The organism is Rhodococcus sp. PAMC28707 (assembly GCF_004795915.1).
In the GTDB taxonomy this organism is placed as follows: Bacteria; Actinomycetota; Actinomycetes; order Mycobacteriales; family Mycobacteriaceae; genus Rhodococcoides.
In genome coordinates this window covers 1,727,803-1,744,786 of record NZ_CP039253.1, presented here as the reverse complement: position 1 = coordinate 1,744,786, position 16,984 = coordinate 1,727,803, and the positions used below count along the sequence as shown (strand labels likewise).

Sequence of the window (16,984 nt, the reverse complement as noted above, 5' to 3'; positions counted from 1 at the left end):
CCTACCGACAAACTTTGTGGCTGCGGTTTCAGATGGTGATGGCGATCTTCCCGCAGACACCTCCGGATTGCAGTTCGTCCAGGGCTGCGGGCACTGAATCGAGCGGATAGGTGCGGTGTATGTGGGGGATGATGTTGTGGCGTTCGATGATGTCGGAGAGACGCTCCAGCTCCTCGCGCCTGGTGCGCGCTGTCACCACTGCGTAGCGCTGCTGTCTCGGGAGCATGCGGACGGCGTTGAACAGGGACTTCTCGAAGCCTCCGGTCCAGGGTCCGCCGGTTTCGTTCCCGACGAAGGCTGCTGTTCCGTCGTCGGCGAGGATTCGGCGGAGCTGCGGTAGCGGTGTGCCGCCGGCGATGTCGAGGATGGCGTCGTATTTGTGTTGGGCTGTGGTGTAGTCCTCGCGTTGGTAGTCGATGACGTGCTGTGCGCCCCAACTGGTTACGGATTCGGCTTTTGCGCTACTGCAGACGGCGGTCACTTCGGCGCCCCTGGCGACGGCGAGCGCGACGGCGTAGCTGCCGACCCCGCCGGAGGCTCCGATGATCAGCAGGCGCGTGCCTGGTTCGACGCGGGCGGCGTCGAGCGCTTGGAGTGCGGTGAGCCCGGATTCGGCGAGGACGGCAACGTGGGCGTCGTCGAGGCCGGTGGGTGCGGGTGCGAGGGCCTTTGCGTCGGCGATGGCGTATTCGGCGAGTGAGCCTTTCGCGATGCCGAATACTTGTTGTCCCACATGGAAATCGGTGACGCCTTTGCCCATGGCGACGATGTCTCCGGTGACGTCGAGGCCGGGGATGCGTCGGCGCGGGGTGCGGAGTCCGGTGAAGGGGCGCATCACTCGGGGGAGGCCGGTGAGGAGGTGGACGGTGCCGCGGGAGATGCCGGCGCCTCGTACTTGCACGAGTATCTGGCCGGGTCCGGCCGTGGGGATGGCGGTTTCGCCGACGACGAGTGATTCGCTCGTCCCGTAGTGCGGCTGCAGTATCGCGCGCATCGTGTGTGCTTGATCCATCAGCTGACCTCCGGAAGGTTGATAACGTACAAAGTACGTTACTCTGGAATGATGGTAAAGGCACGCGCTCCACGAAATTCGCTGACGCGAGAACGCGTCGTGGCCTGCGCTGTAACTCTGGCGGATCGTGACGGCGTACCGGCGCTGACGATGAGGGCTCTCGCCGACGAACTCGGGGTTCGCCCCATGGCGATCTACAACCACGTCGCCAACAAGGAGGACATCCTCGACGCGATCGTCGATCACGTTTTCGGCGAGGTCTACCTGCCTGTGGCGGACGGGGTGTGGAGTGAAGAGTTGGCGAGGAGGTCGCGGTCTCTTCGCCTCGCGCTCGGTCGGCACCCGTGGGCGACTGCGTTGATGGAGACGCGGGTGAGCCCGGGTGAGGCGACGTTGACCAATCATGAAGCTGTGCTGGATGTGCTTCTGTCGAATGGCTTTTCGCTGTCCGCGGCTGCGCACACGTACGCGGTGGTCGATGCGTTCGTCTATGGGTTCGCGTTGCAGGAGAGCATGCTCGCGAGCATCGACATACCAAGCTCGGCGCAGGCGATTCGGGACGCGATGGATCTGACGAAATTCCCGCGGATGGCACAGTTCGCCGGCGAGCACGTGATGCAGCCGGGTTATTCGTTCGCGGATTCCTTCGAAGTTGGCCTCGCGATGGTCATCGATGGCGCGGGTGCGCTTCGGTTGCCCAGCAACGAACATCGATAAACCGACATCGACCCAGTGCCGTTCTGCATGTTCGCGGGTCGGATCGCTGCCGCCAGCAGAGCGGCCGAACCACGCACGTGAAGGCTAGATCTTGTTGAACATGAAAGGTATTGACGACATTAGTAGGTTCAGCGCCTGCACTGGTCGACCTGGCACCTGGAGATCAGTAATCGAGAGGCGCTCCCTGCTCTGTTAATCGTTGAGTGAGGAGCTCTTCAAGGCGCCTCCACGCGGGGCTGTCGATGCCTTGATGGCCGGTAAGGATCTCGAGGGTCGATGGGGGCACTTTGTCGAAATCGGGAAGGTCGGAGACGAGCGTCATGTGCTCAGCGAGTCGTGCTGCTGCGTTTGCGATTTGAAGGAGTCGGGGGTCGTTGGGATTCCAGTCGATTGCGTCGTCGTATCCGCGGAGCACCGTGATGTACTCCGCATCGCTCAGCAACGCGGTACGTGTGGGAAGGATAGCTCGGGTGATGTCGGGGGCGATGGCGTAGCTCAGGATCCAGCCGTCGCGGATTGCGTTCACGTGACGGACGGACAGGCCGATTGCCCGGAGTTGTTCCATGTAGTCGATGGCTTCGGCCGGGAGGCATAGCCGCTCGGGCCGGTCGAGGTGCTGTAGTCGGGTCCGACGTTGCTGGAGCTGGCGGATGCGGCCGCGTAGTTCAGTATCGATCTGGTCTATGTGTTCGGTGGCGGTATCGGCGTCGGCGGATAGAACCCGGGGGATGCGGGCAAGCGGGACGCCAGCCTGAGCGAGGGTGATGATGCGCGTCAGGTCGATGATCGCTTGCGCGTCGTAGCGTCGGTAACCGGAGGCGTCCCGTTCCGGTTCAGGCAGCAGCCCCTTGGCGTGGTAGACACGGATGGCCTTCGTCGTCACGCCTGCGTAGGTAGCGAGTTTCCCGATGGTGATCATCGATCATTCTGTACTTGACCCTGCCCCAAGGGCAAGGTTGCACACTATGTTCATGACTGATCACGATGCCGATGAGACGATCCTCCGTGCGCTCGCCGACGAAGGCAACGAGACCGCGCTGGATCGGCTCGCCGAACTCGCGGATGCCCGAAACGACGTGGATGCACTGAACGAACTGCTCGATGAGGGCAGCGAGCTTGCCGGGACCTTGCTGACCCGTCGCGCGGTCGAGAGCCGCGACTTGCGCGAGCTGCAACGACTGTCCGACGCCGACAGTCCGAACGCCGGCGCGGAGTTGGAACGACTCCTCGGTGACGGACGTTAGCTATGACCGACCGCGTGCCCAGGCCCACCCCTGCAGCGCATCGGACCGGTGCGGATGTATTCGCTTTCCTGGCTCATAGCTGTAGCACCTCCGGTATTCCCGTCAATGTACGTACTCCTCCGGGGCAGTAGTCGTCGACGGTCGAATGCCTGGGATGATGGTCGGATGGCACAGCGGACGATGCGGTACGAGTTCAGTAGTGGACTCTGATTAGGATCCGTGAGCTACCGCGCCACCCGATCAATTGGGTTGCAGGTGCGCTCCTCCTGGCCGCGTCAGTGGTGTTCGCCGATTATAATTTCCAGGACGAAAGTTATCGGGAAGTTTTCTGGCAGTGGCACCGAGGGCCTCCTCTGATTGCGTTGGCCCTGGGAGGCTTGATTTGTGAAGTGCTGTATTTGATCGGCAGGATGCGTCGAACGAGAGCGCTCATCTTGCTGCCCTCGGCGATATATCAGCTCAGAGATGTGCTGTTCTTCCTGTACGCCCCGGATCCGACTTGGCTGCCAGGAATTGCCAGCGGCATGCTGATCGTTGTCGCTGCAATTGTTGCGCTCGAGAAGCGAGGCCCGGAGATGTTGTCCGGGTCCACTTCGCCTGCCGGATGACGTGGAACCAGAACTTCATTCGGACAATGGCGGTGCGAGTAGCGTTCCACCTAATTGACGGGTGTGCAGTACTCGAACCGAGCGATATCCCATGATGGCGATGCTGGTTCAAATGATTTGAACCAGCTCAGTCGAACCGCTCGCAGATATGGTGGTTTGATGACGAAGCTCCAGGCCCTGGATGAGTGGGTAGCTGGGAAATTGACCGGCGAGCCTGCATCGCGGAAGCCACCTGGCTCAGTCTTCATGGCGATTGTCTCCGCCGCCGTCATGGTGTGGATCTGTCTGCAGCGCAACTGGTGGCCTTCCCCCTTCGGGGTGTTCGCCTGGCTGGACCCCCTGCTGGTCACCCTCGCCCTGCTTTTCCTTTTCCTCGCTTTAGGCGTGTTTTGGGCGATTCGCACTCTCTACGTTCTCTTGGCTGATCGGCGATGGTCCTGGTGGATCCTTCCTGCGCCAATCGTCGTAGGCGTAGGTATGACCGCATCGGCGCTGCTACCACCGCAATCGATTCTCGGTGATCGAGCCGAATTTGAAGCTGCCGCCGCGGATCTGCTGCGAACGCCCGGAACTACTCGCGAGGATTTCGAAATTGGGCCGTTCGACATAGGGTTCGCTCAGGCAACCCCGCAGGGCGAAGTCTACTTTCACGACGAGGGCAGCATGTTGCTCACCACTGTGGGATGGGTGTACTCACCCGACGGTGTACCCACCGGATTCGATGACTTCACCGCAACACATTTGGACGGTCCGTGGTACGAATTCACCGCCACCTGGCGAGACTGACGAGCACAATTGCAAACCCCGAGAATCGCCTAGTCGAAGTCGACTCTGCGCGTGTCGCAGTTCGGCGCGACTCGGATCGAGAACGACTTAATGATGAGGCTTTCTCCGAGCGTGCAGTCATCTTCTGATGATTTTGCGTGCAGAAGTGCACTTCACAAACGGTCATCCAGGTTCGGGTTATCGGAAGTTGAAACGGGGGAGGAGAGACTCCGAATTGGGGACGGTCACCGACCTGGTGGCCTCCGCTCCTGTCTGCAGTGTTCATAGAAGTCGAAGCGGGGCTCCCACTCGGGGCGGCAAAACTTGTTCGCACTGCTCGACCGCGGCATGTCCGGCCGCCGGCGACAGCGAGGGGACGCAGACTCTTCAGCGATCACCGGGGTACCACAACGGAAATGATTTCGAAGAAAATTTGCCTTTGATGTCTTTCACCATCGGCTGTGACGGTGGGGCCAATGTGTGTTCGCCTGCGCCTGGTGTTTCGTCTTGACGTACGGAGAGGTTGCCAGCTCCCAGCCGACCGATCATGACTGCGTCACTTCCGTAAATATGGGCGGGTGCCGATGGAGCCTGTTCCGCCCACACCTGAAGCAGATACCGCTCTACAGGCTCTGTGGTGTCACCGTGGGCGCGTCCCGAGTCGCGGCCCAGTGCGTGCAACCTGATCCGCACGTGTCCGACGACGTCTGTCACAAGAACCTCGGGCTCGGAATCGTTGATATTGCCCATCCACAGCGAAGACGACGGGAAGTGTGGATCTTCTGATGCGAGATTGTGCAGACTGCGCTCGGAGATGACGTCCCAGCACTGATCATCAACCGGTGCGGATCCTGTCCACTCCTCGACGGTGACTCTGACTGGTCCGTAGGTTGCACCGGTAGCTACGTGGATTGCCCCGTTTCGAACGTCCGTCAGTGCGTCGGAGGTCAACCTCCAAGGATCCTCATCCGCAGTGTCCGGGCGGATCCGAAATTGTCCTTCAGCGGTCTGGACGATCGCCGACCTGTCGCGAATCAAGGTAGCCATGGCGCCAGTATGCTGCCTACCGTCGCGAATCGATGCCTTCGATTGACGCCGTTGTTTCCGACTTGGCTTACACCGCCTGAACACGCCTTGGTTTGGCTACCTGCCATTACGGTCTCGGCAGAGAACTGTCTGACATACGTGGCGCAACGCGGCTACAGCCCCAGTTCGTCCTCATCCCTCTCTTCTAGCGAGCCCCGTTCGGGGTCTCACCAGTCATCCTGCGACGTCCGTGGGAGTTCTTCCGAATAACCCCAGCCCGCGGCGCTGATAACGGGCGTAGCCTGTCGTTATCGATCGCTAGCTCCATCGGAGGGGCCCTGCTGTGACTACCGAGGACGAGCTCGATCGACTACTCCGAGACCGAATCGATTTCAATCGGTCCGACCTCATATCTGCCTTTCGCGCCCTACATCCGCAGCGGCCTGGCTCGGCTCGACTGACCGCCGCCGAGGCATACTTACTCGATTCCTTTGGCCTGACCGAGGATCTCGAGTCCTACGACGAGAATGCCGCCGACGTAATCGCTAATATGGCTCGGCTCTACAGCACGGCGTACTCACCCGCAGAGGTGGCGAAAGGGTTGAACGTCAGCGATTCTCGATTGAGACAGCGCCGCCTGCATCACACGCTGTGGGCGATCGACGACGGTGGCACGTGGGTCTACCCCGCAATTCAGTTCGAACTCGCCGAGAGCCGGAGAGACCCCGAGGAACTCGTCCTCAAGCACGTCCGCGCGCTCGATCAGGTGCTGCCACATTTGCTGCGCCGAAAGCTGCATCCCGCCGCTGTGGCCGGCTTCCTCACAACACCCCGGCCGGAGCTACTCTTCGATGGGAAGCCGAGATCGGTCAGGGAATGGTTGTTGGCCGGAGAGCCGGTCGACTCGGTGCTGCAGCTTGTCGAGGTTGGCGACTGGGCAGGTTCGTGACGTCGAATCCAAATTCGACGCTGCCAGATTCTGCCTCTCCACAAGTGCTGCGCGAGTTAGGGATTCAAGACCGTGAACTGCGGGTGATCACGGCCGAGGAAGTGTGGTGGCGGGTTCATAGGACCGACGGCGACCACGTGCTGGCCTGGAGCTCATTGCGCACCTTCGGGCCACTGCTGCGCTTCGACCCGCACGCCCTACCTCTCGGCTATGACCCGATCGGTCGCGGTGTCTGGTACGGCGCATCAACTCCGGAAGTTGGATCCGCAACGTCGCAGTCGGCGGCGAGGTCCCCCCGCCACCTCGACACTGACCATCAACAGCGAAGGTCGCCGCCGCAAAATAGTGGTGGCTACCTTCGACACGTGCGGTGTCGGTGCCCAACGCAATACTTGCCGGCATGCAAATCCGAAACATTGATTTCATGGCCGTGGTCCGATGGTTGCCTTCGATGTGGTCGCTTTCTGGGTGACAGAAACATATATCGCACCAAGGGTGAGTGAGATTGCGGCAACCCCTGCGGCTACCGATGCGGCGTGGTCGGTGACGGGCACCAGCGCCACCGGGATGGCAAGGCCGACGCTGGCACCGAGTTGTTGCAGGGTGCTCCCTATAGCTCCAGCGACGCCAGCATGAGGACCTGCGTTCTCGTTCATGGAACTGTTTGCAGTCGGCATCACACGCGAGGTGCCGAACCCCATGATGCCGAGGGCAAATAGCATGGTGAACAGGCTCATCGGGACCAATGCCAAGACTGCCTGCCCTGAGCCGATCAAACTTAAGCCGATACTGGTTGCGTTCGCAGATGAGCCGAGCAGTCCTCTGCGTCCTACGAACAATCCAATTTGGATAGTCGCTGGGTAGACAAGGAAGAACGCGCCTGCTGCGAGGGGTGAGAAACCGAGATCTCGCTGGAGCGTTCCGCTGACTCAAACGAAGGTCGCGATAGTAGCCACTGCCCAGAGGAAATGCGCAAGGTAGGCGCTCGCCCTGGCTCTATCGGTGAACAGTACGACTGGAATCAATGGAGTGCTGGAGGCCCGATCCAGGACCGAGAACACGACGATCACGATCAGCCCTGCCAGTGCGAACACAAGGGCCTCGGTCGGGTTGTCGGTCACAGTCAACGCTTGCAGCAGGGCACCTGCACCTGCGGCAAGAATCAACCCCCGCCATGCTCCTCTCAGATGGCCCGGGGACCTTTCGGGAAAGTCCCTCGCATAGACCGAAAAGATCAGTGCTACAACAACGAACAACACGTTGATGTACATGCACCATCGCCATCCGGCGGACTCGGTCAGGATCCCGCCGAGCAGGACACCGACAGCGGTTCCACTACCCATGATCATTCCGAAGATGCCGTAGGCCCGGTGGCGATCAGCACCGGGGAAGGCAGCTGACAATCGTGCCATCGCTGCCGGGGTCAGCACAGCGGCACCGACACCCTGAACTACCCGGGCGGCTATGAGAACTCCCGCATTGTCCGCGCTTCCCCCACCGCTGAGGCAACCGCGAAAACGACCAGTCCGCACGTCATCATTTGTGTGTAACCCAAGGCTTGAGCAATGCGACCTCCGGTGATCATCAGCGATCCCGCTGTGAGCACATACCCCGCCAGTACCCAAGTAGCTCCGGCACTCGAAAGCTCGAGGTCGGGAATCGCGCTCGGGCGTGCGAGCACGAGGATGGTGGCATCGACCGCAACCATCAATTGAGCCGTGGCAACGCATGCAAGCACCTGCCACGGTCTTGGTCTCTCGTTCATCAAGGCTCTTTATGTTGGTGTCACCAACGAACGGTAGGCTGTTGGTATCACCAACGCAAGGGGTATTTGATGGCCTATCAACCACCGCGCCGACTGCTGCAGACTCCCAGTTGGCTGATGACACAGACCGCGGTCACCGCTGCTCGAGCCTCACGAGAGATGTTCGATGCGGTGGGTGCGGGCCGCTACCATTACGCAATTCTGTGCGCACTCGACGAATTCGGGCCATGCAGTCAAGCTGATGTCGGCAAGCACTTGCGCATGGATCGCAAAGACGTAGCAGACAGAATCGCTGAGTTGGAGGATGCTCAAAGTGTCACCCGTAAAGCCGATCCCGAGGATCCTCGCCGCAATCTAGTCCGCATCACCGATGCAGGGCGACGGCGAATGATCGAAATACATGACCGCTTGTCCATCGCGCAGGATGAGCTGCTCAAAGACCTCACCCCTCGAGAGCGAGCGAAGTTGGTTCACCTGTTGCAGGTCGTTCTCGGTCACCGAACAGAGTCTTCGACCAAGGACGACTGATTGCTCAGCCAATTCAGCTGCACTAGGCAGTCACGATCTACATCTGCACAGATTTCTCGATAAGTTCTGCGCGGTAGTCGGGAGGACACCCGCTACCTCGACGAATTGACTGCAGTGTGGCCCTATCACCCGATCTTCACCAACAGAAACGTTTCCGGCGACGACCGTCACGTCCGCCGCGCACTCCATGCTGCTGGAACCGTCACAGGCTGTTTGCACGCGAAATGTCGCTGGATGACGCATCCTATCGATCCGTGTGACATCGCCTGAATGCCGACAACCACGGAAACGTTAGGCGGGCCAGCGGTCGAAATGCCCCGGACAAGACCCGGCACGACTTGCCGGTCCGCAACCGATGTAAAGCAAGTCGGATCCACTGGGGTTAGGTGAAGGCGTTGACGTCGGTGAGGGATGCGGAGAGGGGCCAAAGTCGGGCGGCATCGTCGGGGTCGATCGCCCACGGCTTGACGCCTCCAAGGAGCATGTCATTGTCGATGGCCATAGAGGCGATGTCGCAGTCTTGGCAGTATGCCCCGGAAAACGCTTCCAGGCCTGGAGCGGTCGCCGCCCAGACAGCTGTCGCTGCACCCTGCTCCGGAGTCTTGAACCCGTCGACCTGACGCCCACTTGGATCGATCCAGCCGAGCTCGATTTGTTCCTCTTCAGGGATGTGGCGTTGCAGCGGAGTCAGGATGCTGCCGGGATGAATCGAGAACGCGCTGATTCCTCGCGGGGCACCGACTGCTGCGAGGTGCAGGGCCATCAGCGCGTTGGCAGTCTTGGACTGCGCGTACGCCGCCCAACGGTCATAGCCACCAGTGAAGTGCATATCTTCCCACCGGATGCCGGAGAGAAAGTGCCCGGAGGAGGAGAACAACACGATGCGGGCCCGAACGGGAGTGAGTGCTGGCACAAGCCGGTTGACCAGGGCATAGTGCCCGAGGTGGTTGGTCGCGAAGTGAGCCTCCCAGCCCTCCCCGACACGCGTTTCCGGGCAGGCCATGATGCCGGCGGCACCGAACACGAGATCGAGGCGACGCCCCGATTCCAGATAGCGATCCGCGAACCGCTCTACGCTCGCGAGGTCCGCGAGGTCGAGTTCGTGGACCTCAACCGAGGGAATCCCAGCGACCGCCTTGGTGGCAGTGTCGACCCGGCGCGCCGCGACCACCACTGTTGCCCCCGCGTTAGCGAGCGCGCGGGTCGTCTCGAGGCCGAGCCCGGATGCACCGCCAGTCACCAGCGCGACCAAGCCGGAAAGATCGACACCGCCAAGCACATCCGCTGCGGTACTGCGGGCGTCGAATTGAGAGCCGATGGGGTGCTGTTGAACGGAATGTGTCATGTCCGCTGACGCTATGACCTAGAGCAGGCTCTAGGTCAAGGCTCTAGGCTCAAGTAATGGAGTCCATCGCCGGCGAGCTGTCAATCGGGGATGTTGCAACCGTGACGGGCTTGAGCGTTCACGCACTCCGATTCTTCGAACGCGAGGGACTGCTGCTTCGTGATATCCCCAGGAGCGGGACCCGTCATCGGGTATATGCGCCGGCCGATGTGGAGTGGCTGAAGTTGTGCAACCGTTTTCGTGCCTCGGGGATGCCGCTGGCGACCATCCGGACGTTTGCAGATCTTGTCCGGGCAGGGCCTGGCAATGAAGCCGAGCGTCTCGCGGTGCTCCAGAACCATGAGCAGCAAATGCAAGATCGGATCGCCTCGTTGTACACCGATCTCCAGGTCATCCATGAAAAGGTGATCGCGTACGAGCGTCATGTTCAGGACGGGACCACTGACGGCGTGTGGGACCCCACGCAACCCCCTGCGGTGAAAGCGTAGACCGCCCGATCGTCGGACGATGCCCTGTCCATCCTGATTGCGCCCCTCGACTCGTACTCGTCGAACTGTGCATTCCCCGAAGCAGACCGGTACACCATCCGAACCCGAGTAGTTCTGTGAAGCGCCACGTCAGAGACGGACCTTTAACTCAGTGCTGGGAATCGATTCGCTGTGTCCACCGAGAACTGTCCAGATCCAACGAATCCTCCTGGCGGCGAGATTGATTCCGCATACACATCGATGACGCGAATGGATCAGTCGATGATTACTCCTCGCGAGATTCGGGCACGTACGCGGTGCAGGCTCGGTGTCGATTCGTTCCAGGTCACCGTTATCCTCCAAGGGCGTGGTGACCCGATCTTCTAGGCTGACCCGCTTTGTTGTCGGGGATGTGTTGACCTGTCGAGACCAAGATCGTTTACGGTTGAGCGCTCTCGGCGATGCGCTGGGACAGTTCGACTAGGCGGTTGGAGAATCCCCATTCGTTGTCGTACCAGGCGAAGACCTTGACCTGATCCCCTATGGCTTGAGTGAGCGGGGCGTCAAAGATTGCGGAGTGAGGGTTGCCGACAATATCGGCCGACACCAGCGGTGCTTCTGAGTAGGCGAGATATGTCGACATTTCCGGGGCGGCGGCAGCACTGCGGAAGGCCGTGTTCACTTCGTCGGCGGTCACCGGTCGGCTGAGTTTGGCGGTCAGGTCAGTGATTGATCCGATAGGCACAGGAACACGGAGCGAAAGGCCAGTGAGCTTTCCATCCAGCTCGGGGATAATCCGCCCGATGGTACTGGCAGCACCGGAGGATGTCGGGATCGTGGACAGTGCAGCAGCGCGCGCTCGACGCAGGTCCGTGTGCGGAGCGTCTTGGAGGCGTTGGTCGCTGGTGTAAGCGTGAATCGTTGTCATCAAACCGGATTCGATGCCGAAGGCTTCGTGTAGCACCTTCGCCATAGGCGCGAGGCAGTTTGTCGTGCAGGAGCCATTCGAGAAGACATTTCCCGCCAAGTCGACAGTGTCGTCGTTTACTCCGAGGACGATTGCGGGAACGTCGCTGTCGGCGGGTGCCGTAATGATGACCTTCTTGGCTCCTGCGGTCAGGTGTTGCCGAGCACTAGCGGTGCCCGTGAAGCGGCCAGTGGATTCAATGACGACGTCCACGTTGTCATCACCCCAGGGGATACGGGCCGGCTCGCGTTCGGAGGTGACGCGGATCCGAGCACCATTGACGACGATCGTGTTTCCATCGACGTGAACACCGGCCAGGTGTCCAGAAAACGAATCCCATTCGAGGAGCGACGCGAGGGTTGCCGCATCGGCGATGTCGTTGATTGCAACAACCCTGATGTCGGCGTTGCTGAGTAGTGCGGCGCGGAGGTAGCTGCGGCCAATTCGGCCAAAACCGTTGATCCCGATGCGAGCTGTCATTCTGTCTCCTTGTTGATCATGATTCGGTGGTGATAGCCAGTTGGGCGGCGTCGAGCAGCGAAAGTGCGCCCCTGATTGCTGCGTCCATAGGGCCTTGCTCGCCCTTGGCGCGAGCCAGCACATAACCGCCCTGGATTACGGCGGACAGCGTTCGGGCAAGGTCGCTTGGGTCGATGCTTGTCGGTAGTTCGCCTGCGGCGATCGCGGCGGCGATCGTTTGTTCCCACCGATCGAGCATCGTGTCGAAAGCATCAGCGACGATCGCGATCAGTTCCGCGTCAGCGACGACTTGTGGGTCTTGGGTCATCCGTCCCACCCGGCACCCCAACGTTCCTGGGCGCGGCAAAGAGAGATACTGCTTCATCCGTTCCAGCGGGGCGCCCCCTTCTTCGAGCGCGGCGGATGCGGCCGTCAGATCACCGGCAATGGTCGATAGTGCCTCGACTGCGAGTTGGTGCTTTCCGCTGAAGTGGTGATACATGCTGCCCTGGCCGACACCGGCACGAGCCATCACGTCACGTGGACTGGTTGCCGCATAACCGCGCTCCCACAGCAGATCCGCCATCGCATCCGTCAGTTGGTCTCGAGAAGTCATGCAGGCAATGTAACAACTGGTATGTACGGGGCGAAACTGCCCCCTCGGGGGATAGGCGGTTCGGTATCCCGATGCGTATCGACGCTGCTCTTCGACGAGTATGTCCGGGGCCCGCCCGGCCTCGTATTTGCATTGTGCGCCCTACATCCGCGGCGGCCTGGCTCGGTTCGATTGACCGCCGCCGAGGCGCACTTCCTCGATTCCTTTGTGCGCTCAGAAGGCCGAGCCGGACAGTGGTGCCGCTCGATCGCAGGGGACCGGCCGCGGATTCTCGGGATCGAGAGCATTGAGCACGAAGTAGGCCGCTCGCCGGGATCCGGCGATGCCGGCGTGCTCGGTGTAGTCGACGTCGCATCCGTCCTGGACGAGGATGTTGTGAACGTTCTCGCCACCGGACTGCAGGGCCGAGGAGTACGGGACGACGAGTTCGTCGTACTTCGTTGCGATGTTGGTGTACTCGATCTCGGGGTAGTAGTAGCCGCCCTCCCGGATCGCCCGCATGAACGAGGAGTCGGGATCGAGTTGCCCGCACGCATGGCAGATCGGTAAGTCCTCGGTTTTGATCCCGAGTTGCCGGGCCTGTTCGAAAATGACGTCCATTCCCGCCACGGTGGTGCCGTTCCATGCGGGTGCGATGGAGACGTATTTGTCGATCTTGTCGCGGCCGCCCAGGTACTTCGCGTAGTAGGCAGGCAGGATCGTGCCCTGGGAGTGGCCGACGACGTCCACCTTGGATGCGCCGGTAGCGGTGAGAACTCCGTCGACGAAGGTGGCGAACTCACTGGCGCTGTCCTCCATTCGTTCCATGCCCCCGACGGCGGTAGCGGGCCAGGGCAATCCCTTCGGCGCACCGTAGGTGAGCGCAAAGACGCAGTATCCCTCGTTCTTCAGCAGCGGGACGTACGTCCCCCAGTTGGTCTGTTGCGCCCCGCCGGTTCCGTGAGCGAGCACTACTGGGTTGGGGTGTTCTTCGGACGGCACGCATCCGTAGTCGTTGGATCCGGGTAAGGAACCTCCGGGGTTGGTCAGCTCCGGCACGATGCCGCCGAAGAAGTTGTACGACACCGGGAGGTCCGCCGCCGAGGCCTGGCCGGTTGCGGTGAACAGCAACGCAACTACCGAGCCGAGCGCCGCAATCAGTTTCCTCTGCATGCCGAGAACCTAGCCAATGCTTGATTGCCCGTGGGCCTGATTGGACAAAAAACGGCAGGCTCATCGACCCGCGTGAGGAGAACTGCTCGAGGTACTTCTACTCATTGGGACAGTCAGGTATTGAAACCAATTGAACAGCAACGGGTCTCAACTTCCCGCAGTGGGGACATGAACTCCCCGGGTCGATCCAATTTCGGCTCAGCGTGGGGCAAGGTTTCGCAAGGCCAGACCGAGAATGCGCGGCAGGTCGTCGACTCCGTAGCCTGTCCCGGATTCGCCTGTCCGGTCGGTAATCAGGTGGTTGGACATTGCCAGCCCGTGCAACAGGACCCAGAGCAGCGGGCCGACGTCCCGGGCGTCGCCGGTGATGAGAATGTTGCTCCGCTGCGCCTCGACGACCAGTTCATGGAAATAGCTGGTGAAGTCGGTAGCGGCCTCTTTCAGCACCCGGCTCGGCTTGAACGCGTAGTCGCCTCCGAACTCGAGTCGGTAATGGTTCGGGTATTCCCAGGCGACACGGACGTAGGCAAGGCAGGCGCGGAACAGCGAGGTGGAAGCTGTCGCGGGGTCCGCTACTGCGCGCTGCATCTCCGCTTTCAAGAACGTCAGGTTCTCGGCGGCCACCGTACTGAGCAGATCGTCTTTGTCTTGGAAGTGGCGGTACGGCGCGGTCCGCGACACATCGGCGGCCGCGCCGACTGCTCGCAGTGTGACGTGAGCGGGCCCGCCCCGTGCCAAGAGGTCGCTGGCCGCGGCTATCAAGGTGCTGCGCGTGTCTCGGGTCTGTTCTTGCACCTCCTCAGGATATGAGGTTGTTGACGCTGTCAACGAGTCGCTGCTAGGTTGACGTTGTCAACTTGATGCTCGGTGGCGTTGGTTGCCCTGGTCAGGTGGTGGCCAGTCACTGTGCTTGTCCTACCGGGGGTTCAATGACATCGACAGCGCAGACGCATCTCCTCGAACTACTCCGCACGGATGTCGCGACCTGGAATTCCCTCCGAGTCCGTGGCCTGAAGAGCGCCAGTCTCGTCGACGCCGATCTGGCAGGGGTGAACCTGGCGGGTGCAAACTTGTCGGGCGTGGACCTCACCGGTGCCGACCTGTCTGGAGCCGATCTCACCGACGCCACCCTCGCCGGCGCCGATCTGACGTCCGCCGAATTCGTCGGCACTGATCTGGCGAGGGCCGATCTCACTGGAGTGACCGCTCACGACGCCAACTTCACCGGCGCTTACCTCACGCGGGCTTGTTTGAGGGATGCAGACCTGACGTTGGCATATCTGACGTCAACCTTTCTCGGGCACGCGAATCTCGCCGGAGCGGATCTCTCTTGCGCGTACATGACCGGCGCGTACCTCGCTGACGCTGACCTGACCGGCGCCATCCTGATTGGTACCTATCTAGGCAAGGTCAACCTGACCGGCGCGAAAATCGGCACTGCTGTCCTGACCGGTGCAGATCTCACTGAGGCAACGATGCCGGACGGCACCTCGACCGACTGACGGCGATCGGCAATCGGTACAGAACTCGATTCGCCAGCAGCCGTCCGAGCGAACCGTGCGGTCAGGCCCAGCACTCTGAGCGTCGACGTCAGAAACGACACACCATCCATTGGTCCCCGCCATGCTCGATGACCGACTGAACGGAACCGGCCCACCCAGGTCACCGATCCAACGCTGCGCTCGCAGCTTGCACGAGCCGAACAGTCGAGAGTTTGCACCTCATACGCTCGGGGTTGCTTCCCTCATTGAGATCCGCATTCCATACAACGGCACGTCAACGGATGAACTCGCAGTGGATCGTGAAATAGCGTTCGGGCCTTGACTAGTGCCGGAATGCAAACGGACGTTTCTATGCTCGATGCTCACGCGTCATCCAAGAAACGGTCACAGGTATGTGAAGCCTTCTGATTACACGCGATGCGAACAGGTTCATCAGGGCAATCGACGTAGATTCGGACGATGACCGACGTGCGTTACACCGATTACGCATGGATCCGAGATGATCCATTTCTGTTCGACGAGGGATTCTGTTTGACGATCTGCACTTCAGCGACCATCGACGACGTAGCGGCAGTGCTACCGGCGGTGACCGCATCGAGCAGCGGCGATTACGAAGCCCTCACCGAATTCGCGTATGACCACGGTTTCGATCTGATCGGTGGTCTCCTTCAAGTCGATGATGCCGTCGTTTTCTACGAGCCCTACGGCTATCTTGGTGATGATGCCAAGCTGTCACTATCGGTTGGGCGGTCGGTGGTCAGCATCGATGCAAACCCTGCCGTCAGCTACTTCAAGTTCTTCCGAGACGGGTCGACGGTCACAACGTTCGAGAAGATGTTTGCAGACTCACGTAGCGGCGAGGACCCCGATGCACTTCTTCCGCTCATGGAACGGATCGGTGGCTTTCACCTCGGCCGAAAACCTGATGAGATGCTGCCGGAGATCGTCACCTATCACCAGGCAGCGTTCGCGCTGGCCGAGGCGATAACCGTTGTACGACTGAATCATTCGTTGCTGAGTCAGTCGCAGTACCGCATCTGTCAGTTCACCTGATCAGCAGTAGACCTTCGAGCTCATGCATTTCGCCGAGGGTGTCGACCGGGCCTAGCTCCAGGGTGTACACGTCGTAGTTCGCGGTGTCGGACATGGAGCCGACTGTAGGTCCTGTATTGCGACAAATTGTCCGGGGACTGCTGCGTGTTGGGCTGGTGCCTCTTCGAGTGGAAAGCTGTCCAGATGATGACAGAAATTTCCCAGGACGATTTTGCGTGGGTCGAGGAGGACGACCGCTTCGATATGGGTTTGTGTTTCACGCTGGTGCATTCCGCTGACCCGGAGGCTGTGCTCGAGGTGTTCAATTCCGTGAACCCGAGGAAGGTGCGCCGGGCGGCGGGGATGAGTGACGACGAGTGGATGGATTCGCTCGGTGATGATGATCTGGCGCAGCGATTTGCGGGTGTGGCCGGTGGCTGGGTGTGGGTGCTCGAGGAATTCGCGATCAATGCGGTGTTGTCGCCTCTGCCGGAGCGGTTGTCCGATGCGTTCGGTACCAGCATCACTGTGCAGTGGGATGTGAATTTGCTGTCGACGTTCGTGTACGCCGTCGACGGCGGCATCGAGCGGCATTTCGAGTTGGGGCGGGTGGCGGACCCCTCGGATCGCTCGGCTCCCGAGGGTTACCTGGATGAAGAGGACGAGATCGATTGGGAGGAATGGATGTCGGGCGGTTTGTGTATGCAGGCGCGGCTCGCGGGAGTGATTGCTCTGACGGCTGATCCGATCGAACCTTTGATCACCGAGACCTGCGGTGGGGCATAGGTCGCGTAGCACCTCTTGTGCCACAGGGGAATAGCCATCTCCGA

The 16,984-nt window shown here is 60.8% G+C and carries 21 protein-coding genes and 1 pseudogene; 11 read left to right on the top strand and 11 right to left on the bottom strand.

The features are described 5' to 3' along the window. Positions 1 to 28: 28 nt before the first annotated feature. Positions 29 to 1,012, bottom strand: a complete 984-nt coding sequence (locus E5720_RS07895; RefSeq protein WP_136170200.1) for an NAD(P)-dependent alcohol dehydrogenase — start codon at positions 1,010 to 1,012, stop codon at positions 29 to 31. A 48-nt stretch (positions 1,013 to 1,060) separates the two neighbouring features. Between E5720_RS07895 and E5720_RS07890 the strand changes: the two genes are divergently transcribed. Next, entirely contained in the window at positions 1,061 to 1,729 is a 669-nt protein-coding gene (locus tag E5720_RS07890; RefSeq protein ID WP_210729970.1) for a TetR/AcrR family transcriptional regulator C-terminal domain-containing protein, read from the top strand. A gap of 163 nt (positions 1,730 to 1,892) precedes the next feature. Here E5720_RS07890 and E5720_RS07885 read toward each other — a convergent pair whose 3' ends face one another. Then, positions 1,893 to 2,648 (bottom strand): MerR family transcriptional regulator, encoded by a 756-nt coding sequence (locus E5720_RS07885; RefSeq protein ID WP_136170199.1) that lies wholly within the window; start codon positions 2,646 to 2,648, stop codon positions 1,893 to 1,895. Positions 2,649 to 2,700: 52 nt separating this feature from the next. Between E5720_RS07885 and E5720_RS07880 the strand changes: the two genes are divergently transcribed. The 3 genes from E5720_RS07880 to E5720_RS07870 all read left to right on the top strand — a co-directional run bounded on the left by E5720_RS07880 (position 2,701) and on the right by E5720_RS07870 (position 4,367). Next, a complete protein-coding gene (locus tag E5720_RS07880) occupies positions 2,701 to 2,973 on the top strand; it encodes a hypothetical protein (protein ID WP_136170198.1) in 273 nt (90 codons plus the stop codon). A 410-nt stretch (positions 2,974 to 3,383) separates the two neighbouring features. Continuing rightward, positions 3,384 to 3,581, top strand: coding sequence for a hypothetical protein (locus tag E5720_RS07875; RefSeq protein ID WP_136170197.1), 198 nt, complete (start codon positions 3,384 to 3,386; stop codon positions 3,579 to 3,581). A gap of 159 nt (positions 3,582 to 3,740) precedes the next feature. Continuing rightward, the gene (locus E5720_RS07870) at positions 3,741 to 4,367 is read left to right on the top strand and encodes a DUF1109 domain-containing protein (protein ID WP_136170196.1); all 627 of its coding nucleotides are present in this window, start codon (positions 3,741 to 3,743) and stop codon (positions 4,365 to 4,367) included. Between the two features lie 366 nt (positions 4,368 to 4,733). Here the strand turns inward: E5720_RS07870 and E5720_RS07865 are convergent, their stop codons facing one another. Then, positions 4,734 to 5,393: a hypothetical protein gene (locus tag E5720_RS07865; protein WP_136170195.1), complete on the bottom strand. Its 660-nt coding sequence runs from the start codon at positions 5,391 to 5,393 to the stop codon at positions 4,734 to 4,736. A 322-nt stretch (positions 5,394 to 5,715) separates the two neighbouring features. Between E5720_RS07865 and E5720_RS07860 the strand changes: the two genes are divergently transcribed. Both E5720_RS07860 and E5720_RS21965 read left to right on the top strand, forming a co-directional pair. Then, positions 5,716 to 6,321, top strand: coding sequence for a DNA-binding protein (locus tag E5720_RS07860; protein WP_136170194.1), 606 nt, complete (start codon positions 5,716 to 5,718; stop codon positions 6,319 to 6,321). Further along, a pseudogene (locus tag E5720_RS21965) lies at positions 6,306 to 6,575 on the top strand (RES domain-containing protein); the annotation flags it as partial. The gene E5720_RS07860 and the pseudogene E5720_RS21965, both read left to right, overlap by 16 nt. A 168-nt stretch (positions 6,576 to 6,743) precedes the next feature. On the opposite strand, the gene E5720_RS21625 reads toward E5720_RS21965, so the two are convergent. The 3 genes from E5720_RS21625 to E5720_RS21620 form a co-directional block, all read right to left on the bottom strand. Continuing rightward, a complete protein-coding gene (locus E5720_RS21625) occupies positions 6,744 to 7,043 on the bottom strand; it encodes an MFS transporter (RefSeq protein ID WP_168708307.1) in 300 nt (99 codons plus the stop codon). Positions 7,044 to 7,250: 207 nt separating this feature from the next. Next, a complete protein-coding gene (locus tag E5720_RS07850) occupies positions 7,251 to 7,751 on the bottom strand; it encodes an MFS transporter (RefSeq protein ID WP_247596218.1) in 501 nt (166 codons plus the stop codon). A gap of 32 nt (positions 7,752 to 7,783) precedes the next feature. After that, positions 7,784 to 8,086, bottom strand: a complete 303-nt coding sequence (locus tag E5720_RS21620) for an MFS transporter (RefSeq protein ID WP_168708305.1) — start codon at positions 8,084 to 8,086, stop codon at positions 7,784 to 7,786. Positions 8,087 to 8,155: 69 nt separating this feature from the next. On the opposite strand from E5720_RS21620, the gene E5720_RS07845 reads away from it, so the two are divergent. Then, on the top strand, positions 8,156 to 8,614 hold the full coding sequence (locus E5720_RS07845) for a MarR family winged helix-turn-helix transcriptional regulator (protein WP_136170192.1): 459 nt from the start codon (positions 8,156 to 8,158) through the stop codon (positions 8,612 to 8,614). 382 nt (positions 8,615 to 8,996) lie between these two features. Here the strand turns inward: E5720_RS07845 and E5720_RS07840 are convergent, their stop codons facing one another. After that, positions 8,997 to 9,959, bottom strand: a complete 963-nt coding sequence (locus E5720_RS07840) for an oxidoreductase (RefSeq protein ID WP_136170191.1) — start codon at positions 9,957 to 9,959, stop codon at positions 8,997 to 8,999. Between the two features lie 56 nt (positions 9,960 to 10,015). Here E5720_RS07840 and E5720_RS07835 point away from each other — a divergent pair, with 56 nt between their 5' ends. Beyond that, on the top strand, positions 10,016 to 10,447 hold the full coding sequence (locus tag E5720_RS07835; protein WP_136170190.1) for a MerR family transcriptional regulator: 432 nt from the start codon (positions 10,016 to 10,018) through the stop codon (positions 10,445 to 10,447). Between the two features lie 418 nt (positions 10,448 to 10,865). Here the strand turns inward: E5720_RS07835 and gap are convergent, their stop codons facing one another. From gap to E5720_RS07815, 4 genes are all read right to left on the bottom strand, one after another. After that, on the bottom strand, positions 10,866 to 11,873 hold the full coding sequence (gene gap, locus E5720_RS07830; protein ID WP_136170189.1) for a type I glyceraldehyde-3-phosphate dehydrogenase: 1,008 nt from the start codon (positions 11,871 to 11,873) through the stop codon (positions 10,866 to 10,868). Between the two features lie 16 nt (positions 11,874 to 11,889). Next, positions 11,890 to 12,468 (bottom strand): TetR/AcrR family transcriptional regulator, encoded by a 579-nt coding sequence (locus E5720_RS07825; protein ID WP_136170188.1) that lies wholly within the window; start codon positions 12,466 to 12,468, stop codon positions 11,890 to 11,892. Between the two features lie 213 nt (positions 12,469 to 12,681). Next, positions 12,682 to 13,620: an alpha/beta fold hydrolase gene (locus E5720_RS07820; protein WP_136170187.1), complete on the bottom strand. Its 939-nt coding sequence runs from the start codon at positions 13,618 to 13,620 to the stop codon at positions 12,682 to 12,684. Positions 13,621 to 13,818: 198 nt separating this feature from the next. After that, positions 13,819 to 14,415: a TetR/AcrR family transcriptional regulator gene (locus E5720_RS07815; protein ID WP_168708304.1), complete on the bottom strand. Its 597-nt coding sequence runs from the start codon at positions 14,413 to 14,415 to the stop codon at positions 13,819 to 13,821. 134 nt (positions 14,416 to 14,549) lie between these two features. Here E5720_RS07815 and E5720_RS07810 point away from each other — a divergent pair, with 134 nt between their 5' ends. From E5720_RS07810 to E5720_RS07800, 3 genes are all read left to right on the top strand, one after another. Next, on the top strand, positions 14,550 to 15,122 hold the full coding sequence (locus E5720_RS07810; protein WP_136170185.1) for a pentapeptide repeat-containing protein: 573 nt from the start codon (positions 14,550 to 14,552) through the stop codon (positions 15,120 to 15,122). Positions 15,123 to 15,581: 459 nt separating this feature from the next. Next, complete coding sequence (locus E5720_RS07805; RefSeq protein ID WP_136170184.1) at positions 15,582 to 16,175, top strand: DUF6461 domain-containing protein; 594 nt, start codon at positions 15,582 to 15,584, stop codon at positions 16,173 to 16,175. A 183-nt stretch (positions 16,176 to 16,358) separates the two neighbouring features. Then, positions 16,359 to 16,940 carry a DUF6461 domain-containing protein gene (locus E5720_RS07800; protein WP_136170183.1) on the top strand — a complete coding sequence of 194 codons (582 nt, stop codon included), beginning with the start codon at positions 16,359 to 16,361 and terminating at the stop codon, positions 16,938 to 16,940. Positions 16,941 to 16,984 lie beyond the last annotated feature (44 nt).